General features: G+C 69.0%; 10 protein-coding genes. 3 read left to right on the plus strand and 7 right to left on the minus strand.

Going from position 1 to position 16,198, the window contains the following annotated elements; translation table 11 throughout:
- Window positions 1–19: 19 nt before the first annotated feature.
- Window positions 20–1,354 carry an ATP-binding protein gene (locus tag H5407_RS14875; RefSeq protein WP_220800630.1) on the minus strand — a complete coding sequence of 445 codons (1,335 nt, stop codon included), beginning with the start codon at window positions 1,352–1,354 and terminating at the stop codon, window positions 20–22.
- 245 nt (window positions 1,355–1,599) lie between these two features.
- Here H5407_RS14875 and H5407_RS14880 point away from each other — a divergent pair, with 245 nt between their 5' ends.
- From H5407_RS14880 to H5407_RS14890, 3 genes are read left to right on the plus strand one after another with little or no spacing between them, the layout of a single operon-like run.
- The gene (locus tag H5407_RS14880) at window positions 1,600–4,041 is read left to right on the plus strand and encodes a PAS domain-containing hybrid sensor histidine kinase/response regulator (RefSeq protein WP_183105248.1); all 2,442 of its coding nucleotides are present in this window, start codon (window positions 1,600–1,602) and stop codon (window positions 4,039–4,041) included.
- Window positions 4,038–6,287, plus strand: a complete 2,250-nt coding sequence (locus H5407_RS14885) for a bifunctional diguanylate cyclase/phosphodiesterase (protein ID WP_183105249.1) — start codon at window positions 4,038–4,040, stop codon at window positions 6,285–6,287. Before H5407_RS14880 ends, H5407_RS14885 begins: the two co-directional genes overlap by 4 nt.
- A gap of 15 nt (window positions 6,288–6,302) precedes the next feature.
- Entirely contained in the window at window positions 6,303–8,174 is a 1,872-nt protein-coding gene (locus tag H5407_RS14890) for a diguanylate cyclase (protein WP_183105250.1), read from the plus strand.
- 30 nt (window positions 8,175–8,204) lie between these two features.
- Here H5407_RS14890 and H5407_RS14895 read toward each other — a convergent pair whose 3' ends face one another.
- Genes H5407_RS14895 through flhB form a run of 6 tightly spaced genes read right to left on the minus strand, consistent with a single transcriptional unit; the run spans window position 8,205 to window position 16,135 of the window.
- Window positions 8,205–9,563, minus strand: a complete 1,359-nt coding sequence (locus H5407_RS14895; protein WP_183105251.1) for a methyl-accepting chemotaxis protein — start codon at window positions 9,561–9,563, stop codon at window positions 8,205–8,207.
- A gap of 44 nt (window positions 9,564–9,607) precedes the next feature.
- A complete protein-coding gene (locus H5407_RS14900; protein ID WP_183105252.1) occupies window positions 9,608–10,321 on the minus strand; it encodes an RNA polymerase sigma factor FliA in 714 nt (237 codons plus the stop codon).
- Between the two features lie 17 nt (window positions 10,322–10,338).
- Window positions 10,339–11,148, minus strand: coding sequence for a flagellar biosynthesis protein (locus H5407_RS14905; protein WP_183105253.1), 810 nt, complete (start codon window positions 11,146–11,148; stop codon window positions 10,339–10,341).
- Between the two features lie 37 nt (window positions 11,149–11,185).
- Window positions 11,186–12,823: a flagellar biosynthesis protein FlhF gene (gene flhF, locus H5407_RS14910; protein WP_183105254.1), complete on the minus strand. Its 1,638-nt coding sequence runs from the start codon at window positions 12,821–12,823 to the stop codon at window positions 11,186–11,188.
- A gap of 46 nt (window positions 12,824–12,869) precedes the next feature.
- A complete protein-coding gene (flhA, locus tag H5407_RS14915; protein WP_183105255.1) occupies window positions 12,870–14,960 on the minus strand; it encodes a flagellar biosynthesis protein FlhA in 2,091 nt (696 codons plus the stop codon).
- Window positions 14,957–16,135 carry a flagellar biosynthesis protein FlhB gene (gene flhB, locus H5407_RS14920; protein ID WP_183105256.1) on the minus strand — a complete coding sequence of 393 codons (1,179 nt, stop codon included), beginning with the start codon at window positions 16,133–16,135 and terminating at the stop codon, window positions 14,957–14,959. The genes flhA and flhB overlap by 4 nt, the downstream gene beginning before the upstream one ends.
- Window positions 16,136–16,198: the final 63 nt, after the last annotated feature.

Consider the following 16,198-nt stretch of genomic DNA (forward strand, 5'->3'; position numbering starts at 1 on the left):
CCAGCGGCGCTGCCGTCGCTCAACCCGGCAGCGTGAAGTTGAAGCGGGCGCCCTGCCCCACGGCCGATTCGGCCCAGATATCGCCCCCATGGCGCCTGATGATTCGCTGCACCGAGGCCAGGCCAACGCCCGTGCCCGGAAAGTCACTGGCGCTGTGCAGGCGCTGGAAGGCAGCGAAGAGGCGGTCTGCGAAGCGCATGTCGAAGCCCGCGCCGTCATCGCTCACCATGAAGACCCGGCCCTGCGAGGTGTCCTTGCATTCGAAGGCGATGTGGGCCAGCTCGCACTTGCCGCTGTACTTCCAGGCATTGCCCAGCAGGTTCTCCAGCACCACGCGCAGCAGGGTAGGATCGCCCTGGGCCACCAGGCCCGGCTGGATGCGCACCTCGACCTTGCGCTGCGGCGCGTCTCGGCGCAGTTCCTCCACCACGAGCCCGGCCAGCACGCTGAGATCCACCGGCCTGCACTCCAGCGCCTGGACCGAGAGCCGGCTCAGGGCCAGCAAGGCATCGATCATCTGATTCATGCGCTGGGCCGCGCCCGAGATGCGGTCCAGGTGATCGTTGCCCACGCGATCCAGCAAGCGGCCGTAGTCCTCCCGCAGGATGCGGGCAAAGCCCTCGACCACGCGTAGCGGCGCCCGCAGGTCATGCGAGACGGTGTAGGCGAAGGCCGCCTGCTCGGCGCGCAGGGTGTCGCCGTCGGTCTGCTGCAGCGGGCTCAAGGCGGCCTGAGCGGGCGCGACCACCTCCGGCGCTGCCATGAAGCGTGCACTGCCCAGGAAGCCGCAGAAGCGCCCGCTGCCATCCAGCAGGGGCACGGCTTGCAGCGCCCAGCTGCCGGCCTGCGGCTTGGCACAGGCGGACGCTCCCGGCAGGCATAGCTGCTGGACGGGGCGCTGCGCAGCGAGCACTTCCTGGAGCTGCGCCGTCGGTGTCCCCTCCAGATGCAGGCGCTCGGCCAGGGACTGCGTCGCCGCCGGGCCCACCCAGCTCGAGCCGGGCTGGCCCCAGGGCGCCTGCCAGCGAATCAGGTGATGCTGGGCATCAGTCTGCCATTGCCAGTCGGACTGCACCTGGGCCTGCGCATGCAGCTGCTGGCGCAGCTCGCGCAGGGACTCGCCCAGCTGCTGGCGCGTGAGGCGCACACCCAGGTGCCAGCCCAGCGCCAGTGACACGCACAGCAGCAGCATGGCCAGCACGGCCAGCAGTCCGCTCCACAAGGCGCCCTGCGATTCCAAGCTGCCCAGCACCCACAGGCACAGCACGGCCATGGCAAGCCCCAGGCCGAGGAGGGCGCCCCCCCACCAGGGTCGACGACGACCACGCTGCGGGACTTGGCTGAGACTGCTCATGCAACTCATTGTAAAGATCCCTCTACCCAGTCCAGCGGCGTTTCACCGAGAATGCGGCAACGAGGGTCCAGGACCCGCCTTGGAGGCGGCGTCCACCGCAGCGAGAAGATCCATGCAGGAACGAGACACAGGCCGAGCCCGATGGGGCGAAGCAGCACATGCACCGACAGGCACCGCCCGCCACCGGGACGAGGGTCAGGTCTTGAGGGCCCGCGCCTGGCGTCCCACTGGCCCGCAGGGCGCCCATGACGCCTGATTCCTCCTTGGCAGGAGAGGCGTCACGCCAGCTTCTGCAGGCCCTCAACCCGGCTGATTCCCTGGCACTGCTGGACCTGCTGCCGCTGGGCCTCTTGCTGATGGACAGCCAGGATGGCCGGCTGATGCACCTCAATCGCGAGGCCGAGCGCCTGCTCTCGCTGCGCGGCGCCGCCGTGCTGGGCCAGCCCCTGGGCCAGGGCGTGGACCCGGCGCTGGCCCAGCTGTGTGCGCCCTCACGCTGGCAGACGCTGCGCGAAGGCCGCCGCGGCGCCCGCGAAGACCTGCGGGTGCAGACTCCCTTCGGCTCACGTTGGCTGCAGGTGCAGCGCATGCTGCTGCCCCTGGCCGGCCAGCGCCGCACGCTCGCCGTGCTGGTGCTGCAGGACGCCAACGCCCGCCGCCAGCTGGAGCGGGCGCTGCAGGAAAGCGACGCCCGCTTCCGCGAGGTGACCGATGCCGTCAGCGAGTGCCTCTTCGTCACCAATGCCGAGTGGGACCGCCTGCACTTCAGCTCGCCCCTGTTGCTGGACACCCTGGGGCTGAGCCCCATGGACCTGCGCCACGGCCCCCGCCTGTTCGAGGAACGCGTCCACCCTGAGGACCGCGCGCTCTACCAGCGCCGCCTCCTGGCCCAGGCCGCGGGCGAGTCCTCCGACATGGTGCTGCGCATCCAGCATCCCGCTCGCGGCCTGCGTTGGGTGCGGCTGCGCACCCGCGTGCAGGTGCATGCGGGCGGCGCCCCGCTGGTCTACGGCATCCTGGCCGACGTGACCGAGGAACAGCAACGCCACCGCGAGCTGCAGGCCGCGCGCGACAAGGCTGAGTCCGCCAGCCAGGCCAAGAGCCTGCTGATGGCGAACATGAGCCATGAGTTCCGCACACCTATGAACGGCATCCTGGGCATGACCCAGCTCCTGCTCAACACGCCGCTGGAGCCGCGCCAACAGCACTACGCGCGCCAGGTCCAGGCCAGCGCCGAGGACCTGCAGCACCTGCTGGACGACATGCTGGACCTCGCCCACCTGGAAGGCGAGACAGCCGAGCTGCGCGGCGGCGAGTGCCCCCTGCTCCCGCTGCTGGAGACCCTGGCCGCCCAGTACAGTCCCCAGGCCGAATCCCGCGGCCTGCGCCTCGCGCTGGACCTGCCGGAGGACTTGCCCGCTTCGGTGCCTGTGCCCGCAGGTGCGCTGCGTCGCCTGCTGGGCAAGCTGCTGGACAACGCGCTCAAGTTCACCGAGCAGGGGGAGGTCCGCCTCCAGGCCCTGCCCGTGCCCCCGGGCGGCGCGCAGGACAGCCTGGTCCTGCAAGTGGTGGACACCGGCATCGGCATCCCGGCCGAGAAGCTGCAGCGCCTGTTCATGCCCTTCACCCAGGGCAACGCCAGTCTGGCGCGCCGCTATGGAGGCGCTGGCCTGGGCCTGGCCGTGGCACAGCAGTTGGCCCAGCAGATGGGGGCCCACCTACAGGCATCCGCGCGGCCCGAGGGCGGCAGCGTCTTCAGCCTGACCCTGCCCCTGAAGGCGTCCAGCGGGGCGGCAAGCCTGGCACAGGCGCCGGCCGCGCAAGGCTCGCCCCCGGCCTGGCGCATCCTGGTCGTCGAGGACAATCCGGTGAACCAGGAGGTCATCCAGCAGATGCTGCTGCAGCTGGGTTGCACGGTGCAGCTCACCAATGGCGGCGAGGAAGGGCTGCGCGTCCTGGGCGAAACCGCCTTCGACCTGGTCATGATGGACATCCATATGCCAGGCATGGACGGCATCCAGGCCCTGCAGATCTTCCGCCGCGGCGGCGACGGGCGCTTCCGTTTCGTCAACCCTGGGCGTCTGCCGGTGATCGCTGTGACCGCAAACGCCCTGTCAGGCGACCGAGGCAAGCTGCTGGCCTATGGTTTCGACGACTACCTGCCCAAGCCCATCCGCAGCGGGGAGCTGCAGGCGGTGCTGCAGCGCCAGCTGGGCCAGGCGGCCCCGTCCGCCACCGAGACCGTCCCCGCGCCTGCCGAATCGGCCCACCTTCCTCCTGGAGAGACCATGCTGTCAGCCACACCGCCCACCTCGCCCGAGCGCAGCGCCGGCTGCCTGGACGAGGCCTCGCTGCAACGCCTGCGCGACCTGGACCCCAGCGGCAGCAACCAGCTGCTCCCCCGGGTGATCAATGCCTTCGTCAAGTCCCTGGACAAGCTGCTGCCCGACCTCCAGCGCGCCCGCGAGGCCGGCATGGACCTGGCAGCCATCCGCCATGTGGCCCATACCCTGAAGTCCTCCTCGGCCAGCCTCGGCGCCCTGCAGCTTTCGCGACACTGTGCCGATATCGAGACCATGGCCCGCAACGGACAGACCGAAGGCTTGGACAAGCTCATCGATGCCATGCATGATGAGGCGGGGCTGGTGCGCCATGCCCTCGAAGCCTTGTTGACGGGGCCCCAATGAACTCAGCAAATCCGACTGTGGACCAGGACCTACCCGAGCAGCCCCGCGTGCTGCTCGTGGACGACGACGAAGTCAATCTGCTGCTCACCGCCATCGCCCTGCGCGAGCGGGGCTTCGACATCACCGAGGCCAGCAGCGGCGAAGAGGCGCTACGCACGGTCTCGGGCTGGACGCCCGACATCATCGTGCTGGACGCCATGATGCCGGAGCTGGACGGCTTCGAGACCTGCAGCCGCTTGCGCGAGATGCCGGGCTTCGAGTCCACCCCCGTGCTGATGCTGACCGGCCTGGACGACGAGGCCTCCATCAACCGCGCCTACCAGGTCGGCGCCACCGACTTCTTCGTCAAGTCCACCCAGTGGAGTCTGCTGGCCGGGCGCCTGCGCTACCTGCTGCGCAGTTCGCGCACCCGCATCGAGCTGGAGCGCAGCAAGGCCCGCCTGGCCCGCGCGCAGGACCTGGCGCGCATGGGCAGCTTCGAATGGCACCGCGGCGCGGGCGGCTTCGTGCTGGCCACGGAAGCCCTGCGCGTGTTCGGCTACGGGCCCAACGAGCCGCTGGATTTCATCGGCGTGATGCGCATGGTGCCCCGGGACGAGCGCCAGCTCTTCATGCGCCTGCTGCGCGAGGTCATGGCCCACAACTCGGTGCTGGTGACCGATGTGCCGGTCACCCTGGTCGATGGCCGCCAGCGCGTGCTGCACATCGAGGCCGAGCCCGAGTTCAACGAACACGGCAATGCCAGCGGCTACACCGGCGTCGTCCAGGACGTCACCGACCGCCGCCTGGCAGAGGACAAGATCCGCCAGCTGGCCAACTTCGACGCCCTCACCGGCCTGCCCAACCGCCGCCAACTGATCTGGCGGGCCGAGCGCGCCATCGAGGCCGCGCGCCGCAGCGGCCACGAGGTGGGCCTGCTGCTGATCGACCTGGACCGCTTCAAGGTCATCAACGACACCCTGGGCCATGCCGCTGGCGACGAGCTGCTGATGGAAGTCGGCCGCCGGCTGCGTGCCTGCGTGCGCCACTCCGACCAGGTCATGGAAGGCCTGCTGGAATCCGTGGGCGGCCGCTCGCACCGCACGCTGGAGGCCGTGGGCCGCCTGGGCGGCGACGAATTCGTGGCGCTGCTGCCTGAGGTGACCGACGAGCGCGACGCCGAGCGCGTGGCGCAGCGCGTGCTGGAGGCCTTGCGCGAGCCCATCTTCATCGCGGGCCAGGAGTGTTTCGTCACGGCCAGCGTGGGCATTGCCATCTATCCACGCGACGGCACCACCACGGCTGACCTGCTGCGCAACTCCGACGTCGCCATGTACGCGGTCAAGAGCCAGGGCCGCAACGCCTCGGCGCTCTACACTCCGCAACTGGCCGGCCGCGGCCGCGAGAAGCTGGAGCTGGAGTCCGCCCTGCACAAGGCCATCGAGCGCAATGAGATCGTGCTGCACTACCAGCCCAAGATCGATGTGCGCGCCGCCCGCATGGTGGGCGCCGAGGCCCTCATGCGCTGGCAGCGCGGTGACAAGCTCGTGCCCCCGGGCGACTTCATTCCCCTGGCCGAAGAGACCGGCCTGATCGTTCCGCTGTCCGAGTGGGCGCTGCGCGAGGCGGCCCGCCAGGCCAAGGTCTGGCAGCTGAACTTCGGCTTCTCAGACGCCATCGCCGTTAACCTGCCCAACCGCCTCTTCGAGCGCTCGGACCTGGTCGAGCACATCCACCAGTGCGTCAGCGCCTATGGGGTGCCGCACCGCGCCATCCAGCTGGAGATCACTGAGACAGGCCTGATGAAGGACCTGCAGAACGTGATCCCCGCGCTGCACCGGCTCAACGAGGTGGGCGTCGAGATCTCCATCGACGACTTCGGCACCGGCTACTCCTCGCTCGCCTACCTGACCACCCTGCCGATCTCCGAGGTCAAGATCGACCGCAGCTTCGTGCGCGACCTGGGGATCACGCCGCAGAGTTCGGCCGTGGTCACCGCCATCATCGCGCTGGCACGGTCGCTGGGCCTGCGGGTGATCGCCGAAGGCGTGGAGACCTTGCGCCAGATGGAAGTGCTGCACCGCCTGGGCTGCAGCGTGATGCAGGGCTTCCTCTTCAGTCGCCCCCTGGCCGCGGACGACCTGGAGCGCTGGCTCGCCCAGACCGTACTGCCCCGCAAGGCGCCCTGGATCGTCCAGGCCAATGGCCTGGACGGCGACCCGGCCCTGAGCCGCCCCCTCAGCAGCCCGGCCGGCGGCCAGCGCTGAGCCTTCAGGAACACCATGGATGACCGTTCGCCCTCCTCACCCGCCAGCCGCCCCGGCACTGCCACGGCAGCCGGCCAGGCCCCGGCCCTGATCGCCAAGGCCGCCCTGCGCCGCTTGGCCATGGCCAAGCTGGAGCCCACGCCAGAGAACTACGCGCGAGCTTATCTCGTCGAGTCCGGTGGCGGCGAGGCGGTGGCACCGGCGCAGGCTGGCGGCAGTCCCGACACCCTCCCCGAGCGCGCCCAGCCCGTGGTCCAGCGCCTGCTGAGCCTCGGGCTCAGCGAGGTTCAGGCTCGCCAGGATGTCATGGCCATGCTGCGCGAGTCCCGCTGGGACGAGGCGCAGCGCGTGCTGGAACGCTTCCAGCAGAGTGCCGGCCCCGCCGTGCTGGCCGACGGCATGGCCGGAGTCACCGAACGCCTGGTGCGCGGACTGGAGCGCGGCGGGCGTCAATGGACCCTGGCGCGCAAGAAGGACGGCCTGCAGCGCGTGCTGGAGTCCAACCGCAGCGACCCCCACCGCCTGCTCAACCGCCTTCGCCAGCTGCTCACCAGTTGGGACAGCGACACCAGCGACGTCGGCGTCGATGTGCAGGAGGCAGCCGCCGAGGAGCCGGGTGGCACGCCCAGCCAGTTCTTCAGCGACGACGAATTGCAGCTTGACACCGGCGCCCTGGACCGCGAGGCCGGCCCCCAGGCCTGGCCCCTGGTCGGCGAGAGCCTGCATGAGACCGTGCAGCACGCCCTGCCTGCGATGGACGAGCGAGCGGAAGCCCTGAAGCACGACCTGGAGACGGCCCTGGCCAGCTTGCGCGAGCAGGGCGCGACGCCCCAGCGCGCCGAGTCCATGGAAGCCTTGTGCGTGCGCGCCCGCCGCATGCTGGATCACCGGCATCATCTCTTCGGCCAGATGGGCGAGCTCTGCCGCGCGCTGAGCGCGAGCCTGGTCGAGCTGGCCGAGGACGATTCCTGGGCCCGCGGCCAGTGCGAACTGATGACCCAGGCCCTGGACACCGGCCTCAGCTCCCGCGGTGTGCGCATGGTCAGCGAAATGCTGGAAGGCACGCGCGAACGGCAGAAAAGTCTGCAGGCCGAGCGCGCCCGGGCCCGTGATTCACTGAAGCTGCTGATCCACCGCATGCTGGAGGAGCTGGGCCAGTTGGGCCAGCACACCGATCGATTCCAGAGCAATGTCAGCCGCTACGCCGACGTGATCGAGAAGGCCGACACGCTCGAGAGCCTGGCCGGCGTCGTGCGCGAGATGGTCGAGGAAAGCCGCACGGTGCAGACCCTGGTCCACAGCACGCAGCAGCGCCTGAGCACCGAGCACGAGCGTGCCTCCGAGCTCTCCAGGCGCGTAGACGAGCTGGAAGTGGAGCTGCGCCGCCTCTCCAGCGAGGTACAAACCGATCAGCTCACCAAGATCGCCAACCGGCGCGGCCTGGAAGCCGCCTTCAACACCGAGCAGGCGAAGCTGGAGCGCGAGGGTACGGTGCTGGCCCTGGCCCTGCTGGACGTGGACAACTTCAAGAAGCTCAACGACAGCCTGGGCCATGCCGCGGGCGACGAGGCCCTGAAGTCCCTGGCGGCGCGGGTGACGCAGATGCTGCGCCCCGGCGACCTGGTTGCGCGCTACGGCGGCGAGGAATTCGTGCTGATGCTGCCCCGCACGCCCCTGGACGAGGCCCAGCAGGTGCTGACCCGCCTGCAGCGCTCGCTGTCCGCGGCGCTGTTCATGCACGAGGGCAAGGACGTCTTCGTGACCTTTTCGGCCGGCATCACGATCTACCGCGCGGGAGAGACCCTGGAGGCTGCGCTGGACCGCGCAGACGAAGGTCTTTACGAGGCCAAGCGCACGGGGAAGAACCGCGCCTGCATCGTGGAGTGAGCCAGGGCCCCAGAGGCCGCGGGCGCCGGCTCAGAAGCTGAAGGCCAGGCGCAGGCCGCCCCAGTGCCGGCCCTGCACCCAGATGGGCGCCGAGGCTTCCTTGAGCAGCACGAAGCGGCCGCCGCCCATGTCGCGGCGGTAGGTCTGCAGCAGAAAGGGCCGCTCGTTGCGCGCCGAGGCCAGGCCTGTGCGGTCATTGAAGATGCGGCGGTAGCGGCTGTTGGCCGTGTTCCAGACCACGTCGCCTGGCCGCTGGGGCTGGCAGTAAATGCGGTTGTGGGTGGCCACGTAGCCGTTGCGATCCACGGCGATGCAGTAGACGACCTTGTCCGAGAGCTTCAGCAAGCGCTCCTGCACTTGCGGGAACAGCTGGTCCGCCAGCTCACAGAAGCGTGCGAGGTGCTGCTGCGGATTGCTGCCGGCCACAGGCTGGTAGTGCTCGTCAAAGAGGTCCTGCAGGCTGATGCGGCCCTGCTTCACGGCCTGCTCCAGCAGCTGACCGATCTCCTGGGCGGCCCCCTGGGCGCCCTCGATGTAGAGCGCGTCGTCCACCCTCACGCCGGAGGAGGCAATGCGCTCGATCAGGTCCTCGGACAGGCGCAGGAAGCGGTCACTACAGGCAAAGGCCGACTCCAGGTGCCGCAGGGCCAGGGCCACGTCGCCTCCCAGCTCGGCGGCGCGCGCGGCAAGGGCGGCGGTGGTCTGCTGACTCTGGTCGGCGGCCTGCGCGATGCGCTGCACGTCGGCATGCACGGTGCCGAAGGCGGCATGGATGCTGCTCTGCTCCTGGGCCTGCCGCCCTTCGCTGCTGAGCTCGCGGCTGAAGCTGTCGATGCGCGCATCCAGGGCACCGACCGTGCCCATGATGGACTTGGAACTCTGTTCGACCTGGGCGGCCAGGTCCTTGACGGCATCGGCCACCACGCCGAAGCCCCGACCGGCCTCGCCGGCACGCTTGGCCTCGACCGAGGCATTGAAGGCCACCAGGCGAGTCTGCAGGGCGATGCGGGTGATCTCCGAGGCGGCGTCCGAGACCTGGCGCAGGGTCTGCACGATGCCACCCACTTCAGCGCCGATGTTCTGCAGGGCCTGGCGGGCCTGCGCCACCGCCTCGATGGATTGCGCAGTGGCGCGGGCAATGCCCTGCTGGGCCTGCTGGACCATCTGCAGCTCGTGCCCCAGGGCCTGCATGGCCTCGCGCTGCGCGACGACCACCTTCTGTGTGTCTTCAAGGGCGCCGCGCACTTCGGCGGCATCGCGGCCCAGGCTGGATACAGGCTGAGCCAGGGAGCGCACCAGCGCCTGCGCCTCGGCGGCCTTGCCGGTCGGCTCTTGGGCATGCAGGGATTGCACCGATTCCTTCGACCCGGACTGCCACCAGGACTTCATGCAGATTCCTCTCAAGGCCGGACCCGGCCGTCTGAGGAGAAGTTTTACCAGTCGCGCAGCTTCACACGCAAGCGGGCGATCGCCTGACTGTGCAGTTGACATACCCGGGATTCGGTCACTTTCAGCACAGCCGCGATTTCCTTGAGGTTCATGTCGTGCTCGTAATACATGCTCATCACGTACTGCTCACGCTCGGGCAGGTTCTTGATGGCGGCGACCAGGGCCTCGCGCATGCGATGGTCCTGCAGCTGAGCCATGGGGTTGTTGCTCTCATCGACCACATGGCGGTCGAGATAGTCATCACTCCCCTCGTCCCCGCTCATGTCCTCCAGGTAGACCAACTGCGTGCCGCGCACCTTGGACAGCATCTCCTGGTAGTCGCCCAGGCTCAGGCCCATCTCGGCGGCGATTTCGGACTCATGCGGTGCGCGCCCCAGTCGCTGCTCGAGCTTGTGGACAGCCGTCTCGATGGAGCGCTGCTGGCGGCGCGTGCCGCGGCTCATCCAGTCCCCACCGCGCAGCTCGTCCAGCATGGCGCCACGGATGCGCTGGGTAGCGAAGGTCTCGAACTGCACGCCCTGTGCGACGTCGAATCGCGAAAGCGCATCGGTAAGCCCGATCAGGCCCACCTGGATCAGGTCGTCCAGTTCCACATTGGCCGGCAGCTTGGCGATCATCTGGTGAGCCAGGCGACGGACCAGACCGCTGTACTGCTGGATCAGCGCAGAGTTGTCGAGGCGGCCTTTGGCGGTATACATCTTCAGCTCCTGCAACATCAGTTGGCGGCCACCGCCGGCCGCGCCGGACGGAGATTCACCAGGGGCCGCAGCGGGCGGGCCTGCTGGGCCGCATCCGGCGCCAGGCCCTGGGGCACGACCGCCAGGAGCTCGCGGGCCAGGTGTCGCACCTCGGGCGACAGCGGGGCCGTGGGCGGCGTGCGGGGATCCATGCAGGCCCAGTCACGCAGCACGGCCCCCAGGAAGCCATCGCCGCAGCTGCTGATTTGCTGGGCGATGCGCTCCGCCAGACGCAGCTGCGGGTGGCAGGCCATCAAGAGGCTGTAGACCATGATGCCGGCGCGCTGGCTGAGCCACTTCATGCCGGCATAGGCGTGGGTGACGCTGCTGGCATCGGTGTCGGCCAGCAGCACCGGGCGCAGCTCGCGGGAATTGAGCACGCGGGCCAGCTCGGCGGCCGGCGCGTGAAGAATCATCACATCGGCCTGCGGTGCGGCTTCGCTCAGGGCTTGCAGGAACTCGGCGGCAGAGCCGTTGGCGTTGATGTATCGCAGTGGCAGGCCGCGCGCTGCCAGGTAGCTCACCTGGCGAGACAGCCGCTCCACGCAGGCCGAGAGGTCCACCGCTGCCATCTCGGTGGCAGCCGGCGACAGCTCGCCAGCATCGACCACCAGCGTCTGCAGGCCCATCTCGGAAAAGGCGGCGCACAACCCTTCCAGCAGCACGCCGGAGTCCAGCACTGCGGGGTTGCTCACCACGGGGATGAAGCGCACGCGGGAGGCGGCAAAGAGCTTGCGCAGGCCGTCGGCCTGGTCTTGCGGGGTCTTGCTGAAGGGTGGCTCGCGCATGGGGTGGTCTCGATGGGGTCGATGACTCGGGGGCGGTTCAGTGAACGCCCGGGGCCGTGGACTGCACGGCGGCCAGCGCGGGGCCTCCGGCAAAGATCAGGTTCACATCGGCGCTGTCCATGCGCCAAGCGGCATGGGCCTGGCTGCGCAGCGCGCGCTGCACCAAGGCCGTAGCCGACAGGCGATGCCAATCTTCCGGCACCCGCTGCCCGTTGGCAACGCCAATAATGCGCAAACGATGGCGAATCATGGTGTCCAGCGCGGGCGCCAACTTCACGGCCTCGTCGATCTTGGACAGCACCACGCCCTGGCAGGTCTGGGCACGCCAGGCGCCGGCCACGTCTTCGATGGTCTCGCCCTGCTGGGCGGCGTTGACCACCAGGATGCGGCGGATGCTGGGGTGGGCCAGCATCTCCAGCAGCTCGTGAGTGCGGCTGTCGCGCTGGGCCATGCCGGCGGTGTCGATCAGCACCATCTTCTTGCCCGACAGCAGCTCCAGCAGGTCTTCCAGCGACGCGCGGTCATGGGCCGTGTGCACGGGCACGCCGAGGATGCGGCCATAGGCGCGCAGCTGCTCGTGGGCGCCGACGCGGTAGGCGTCGAGCGTGATCAGGCCCAGTTGCGAGGCGCCATGGCGGGTCGCGAAGGCGGCTGCGATCTTGGCCGTCGTGGTGGTCTTGCCCACGCCGGTGGATCCAATCAGGGCGAAGACGCCGCCCTGTTCCTCCAGGGGTGGGTTCATCTCATCGGTAACCAGGTTGCGTGCGAGCACCTGGGCGGCCCACTGGGTCTCGCCCGCACCGTCACTCGCCTCCTTGCCCTCCAGATGCGCCGGGCACCCCTCCACCAGCTTGCGCACCAGGGCGGGCGAGAAGCCCACGTCCAGCAGGCGCTGGGTCAGGCGGGCCTGCACGGGCTGGCGCTGCAGCTTCTCCATGAAGGCCAGGGCGCCGAAACGCTCCTCGATCAGGCCCTTCATGGAACGCAGCTCGTTCATCATGTCCTGCTGGTCGCGGCGGGCGCTGCCGGGCATGTCGGAGAGCTGGGGCACGGGGCGCTGCTCAGCGGAGATGCGGATCTCGTCGCGCAGCACGGGCGGGTTGCGGCGCGGCGGCTCGGCCACCTGCGCAGCAGGGGTGTCCAGGCGACGGGCGTTGAGGGTCTGCATGGCGGACTGCGCGCGCTGCTGGCGGGCGGCTGCCATGGTGGCCAGGCTCTCGGCAGGCGGCAGCTCGGGGGCCGCGGCGGGCATGTCCATGGGATCCGGCTGGCCGTTGAGCTCGGCCTGGCGGCGCTTGAGCATGCGCTCGCGCACATAGTCCTGGAAGCTCAGGGTGCTCATGGCCAAGGTCTGCACGTCATCGTCCACGGCCTGGCCGAAGCTGGGCTCATGGCGCTCGGCCACGCGCTGCGCCAGGCGGGCGCTGCCGGCCATGGTGGGCACAGGCGCGGCAGCCGGACGGGCCTGCACGCGGGCGGGCCCACGGGCCTCGACGCGCGGCGCGGTCGCGGCCACACGCTCGATCTGGTTCATGCCTTCGGGGGCCATGGCCAGCACCTCCACGCCTTCGGCGCAGGGCTTGTTGGACAGCACGACGGCGTCGTCGCCAAAGGCCTGGCGCACCAGCGCGAGGGCCTCGCGGGACGTACGGGCGGTGAAGCGTTTGACGTTCATGCGGCCTCCTGGCAATGCAGGGCATCAGGCATCAGGGCAGGGGCGCTCATGCGGCTGCTCCGATGATGGATCCGATGCGGATCGAGTGGGTCTCGGGAATCTCGCTGTGGCCCAGCACCTTGAGGCGCGGGGCGGCACGGCGCAGCAGTCGGGCCAGCGGTGCGCGGATCAGGTCCGGCACCAGCAGGCAGGCAGGCACGCCGCGGTCCTCCTGGGCCTGGCTCTGCTCGGCCGCACTGCGGGCGAGCGTGTCCGCCACGCCGGGGTCCAGGGCTGCGCCATGGGGGGAATTCAGGGCCTGCGTCACCAGGCGCTCCAGCTCGGGCTCCAGCGCGATCACGTCCAGTTCCTTCACGGGGCCATAGATCTGCTGGACGATGGCCGGTGCGATGTGCACGCGGACGCGCCGGCCTAGCTCGATGGGATCGTTAGTGGCACCCGCGTTCTCTGCGATGGACTCGACGATGGAGCGCATGTCGCGGATGTGCACGCCCTCCTCCAGCAGGAACTGGAGAACCTTTTGCAGTGTGGCGATGCCGACCATCTTGGGGATCACGTCTTCGATCAACTGGGGTTGCTGCTTGGTGAGGTGGTCCACAAGCTGCTGGGCCTCCACACGCCCCAGGAGACGGGCCGCGTGGACTTGCATCAAGTGTGAAAGATGGGTGGCAATGACAGTCGAACAATCAACGACGGTAAACCCGGCCATTTGGGCCATTTCCCGCTGGCGCTCCTCGATCCAGGTGGCGGGCAGGCCGAAGGCGGGGTCGGTGGTGGAAGTGCCGATGAGCTTTTGCGTGGCATGGCCGGGGTTGATGGCGAGCCACATGCCGGGGTAGGCCTCGGCCTCGCCGATGACGGCGCCGCGCAGGATCAGGCGGTACTGGCTGGGGCGCAGCTCGAGGTTGTCTCGGATGTGAACGGCCGGTGGCAGGAAGCCCACCTCCTGCGCGAACTTGCGGCGCACGCCCTTGATGCGGGAGAGCAGGTCGCCTTCCTTGGTCTTGTCCACCAGGGTGATCAGGCGGTAGCCGACCTCCAATCCGAGCACGTCCACCGGCTGCAGGTCGTCCCAGCTGGCCTCGGCATTGGCTTCGGGCGGCGGCGGCGGCATCTGCTCGGCCTTGGCCGCCTGGGCCAGTTGTTCCTTGCGCTTGAGCCACCAGGCCAGGTAGCCCAGGCCGGACGCGATCAACAGGAAGACCACATGCGGCATGCCCGGAATCAGACCCAGCATGCCAATGACGCCGGCGGTGATGGACAGGCTCTTGGCCGAGCCGAAGACCTGGCGGCCGATCATGGTGCCGATGTCCTTGTCCTTGCCGACTCGCGACACGACCATGGCGGCAGCAACGGAGATCAGCAGGGCTGGCACCTGAGCCACCAGCGCATCGCCGACGGCCAGCAGGATGTAGGAATCAGCCGCCTGACTGGCTGACAGGCCGTGCTGGGCCACGCCAATGATGAAGCCGCCGATGATGTTGATGAACAGGATCAGGATGCCCGCGACGGCATCGCCGCGCACGAACTTGCTCGCACCGTCCATGGAGCCGAAGAAGTCCGCTTCGTCACTGAGTTCGGCGCGGCGACGCTTGGCTTCCTTCTCGTCGATCAGGCCGGCGTTGAGGTCGGCATCGACGGCCATCTGCTTGCCGGGCATGGCATCCAGGGTGAAGCGGGCACCGACCTCAGCAATGCGCTCAGCGCCCTTGGTGACCACGATGAAATTGATCACCACGAGGATGGCGAACACGATCAGGCCGACGGCGAAGTTCCCGCCGATCAGGAAGTGGCCGAAGGACTCGATCACGCGGCCTGCGGCGCCCGTTCCGGTATGGCCCTGCAGCAGCACCACGCGAGTGGAGGCCACGTTCAGCGAAAGGCGCATCAGCGTGGTCAGCAGCAGCACCGTGGGAAAGGCGGCGAAGTCCAGCGGCTTCAGCATGTGGGCGGCCACCATCATCACCATGACGGCCATCGCGATGTTGAAGGTGAACAGCAGGTCCAGCATGAAGGGCGGCAGGGGCAGCACCATCATGGACAGGATCATGATGATGGCGATGGGCGCGCCCAGGGCACCGACGATCTGCGCGCGCGGGCCCAGCATGGCCTGCAGTTGAGCCATCAAGGCGTTCATGCCTCATCCTCCAGAAGATCGGCATCGGCGGGGCGATGCGGCTTGTTGTGCGGATCCAGCTCGGGCGGCACCTGCGGATCCGGCATCTGCGCGGGTGCCTGCCCCTGGCCGGCCATGGCGGCCTTGAGCTGGTACACATAGGCCAGCACCTGAGCCACGGCGGCGAACAGGGCGGCGGGGATCTCGCGGTCCACCTCGGCATGCGCGTAGAGGGCGCGGGCCAGCATGGGGGACTGCAGCACCGGCACCTTGGACTCCTTGGCCAGGTCGCGGATGCGAAAGGCCAGCAGATCGGTGCCCTTGGCCACGACCTTGGGCGCGGCCATGCGGCCCTCTTCGTATTTGAGCGCCACGGCATAGTGGGTGGGATTCATCACCACCAGGTCGGCGGTGGGCACGGCGGCCATCATGCGGCGCTTGGCCATCTCGCGCATGCGTGCCCGCATCTTGCCCTTCATCTCGAGGTTGCCCTCGATCTCCTTCATTTCCTGCTTGGCCTCTTCACGGCTCATGCGCAGGCGCTTGAGGTAGAGGTGGCGCTGCAGAGGAACGTCGATGACGGCGAACAGGGCCAGGGCCAGGCCCAGCAGGGCCAGACCTTGCATCAGCTGCTGGCCGGCATAGGCGATGGCGCCGGGCAGGGGCACGGACATGATGCCCACATAGGCCGAAATGCGGTCGCGCAGCACCATGGCCCCGACGCCGCCCAGCATCAGGGCCAGCAGCACAGCCTTGAGCGCCTGGCCCAGCTGCTGCCACTGGAACAGGCGTGCCAGGCCTTGCAGGGGGTTGAGGTGCTCGAAGCGCGGCGTGAGGGGCTTGAGCGTCCAGTTCCAGCCGCCGGCCGCCACATTGGCGGCCACGGCGACCAGCATCAGCAGGCCGCAAAAGGGCAGCAGGACCATCAGCGCCTGCAGGGTCAACTCGCCCAGGCGCTCCCCCATGAAGCCGGGGCGCTGCAGCAGCTGCGCGTCGAAGTGCAGCCCGTGCTGGATCATCTTCTGCAGCCAGTCCAGGGCCCGGGGCGCACTGGCGGACATCAGGACGCCACCGCTGACCAGCATCGCGAAATGCGGCAGGTCGCGTGAACGCGGCAGCTGACCCTCGGCCCGAGATCGTTGGATCTTCTTGGCCGATGCCGGTAAGTTGCGGTCCTGTGCGTCTTGGTCTGCCATGGCGTGATGCCACCGGACGGGACGGTCCGGGGGATGGCGACATTCTTGGCCGGGGGGCGGGGA

This window comes from Mitsuaria sp. WAJ17, assembly GCF_014174515.1.
GTDB lineage: Bacteria > Pseudomonadota > Gammaproteobacteria > Burkholderiales > Burkholderiaceae_C > Roseateles_B.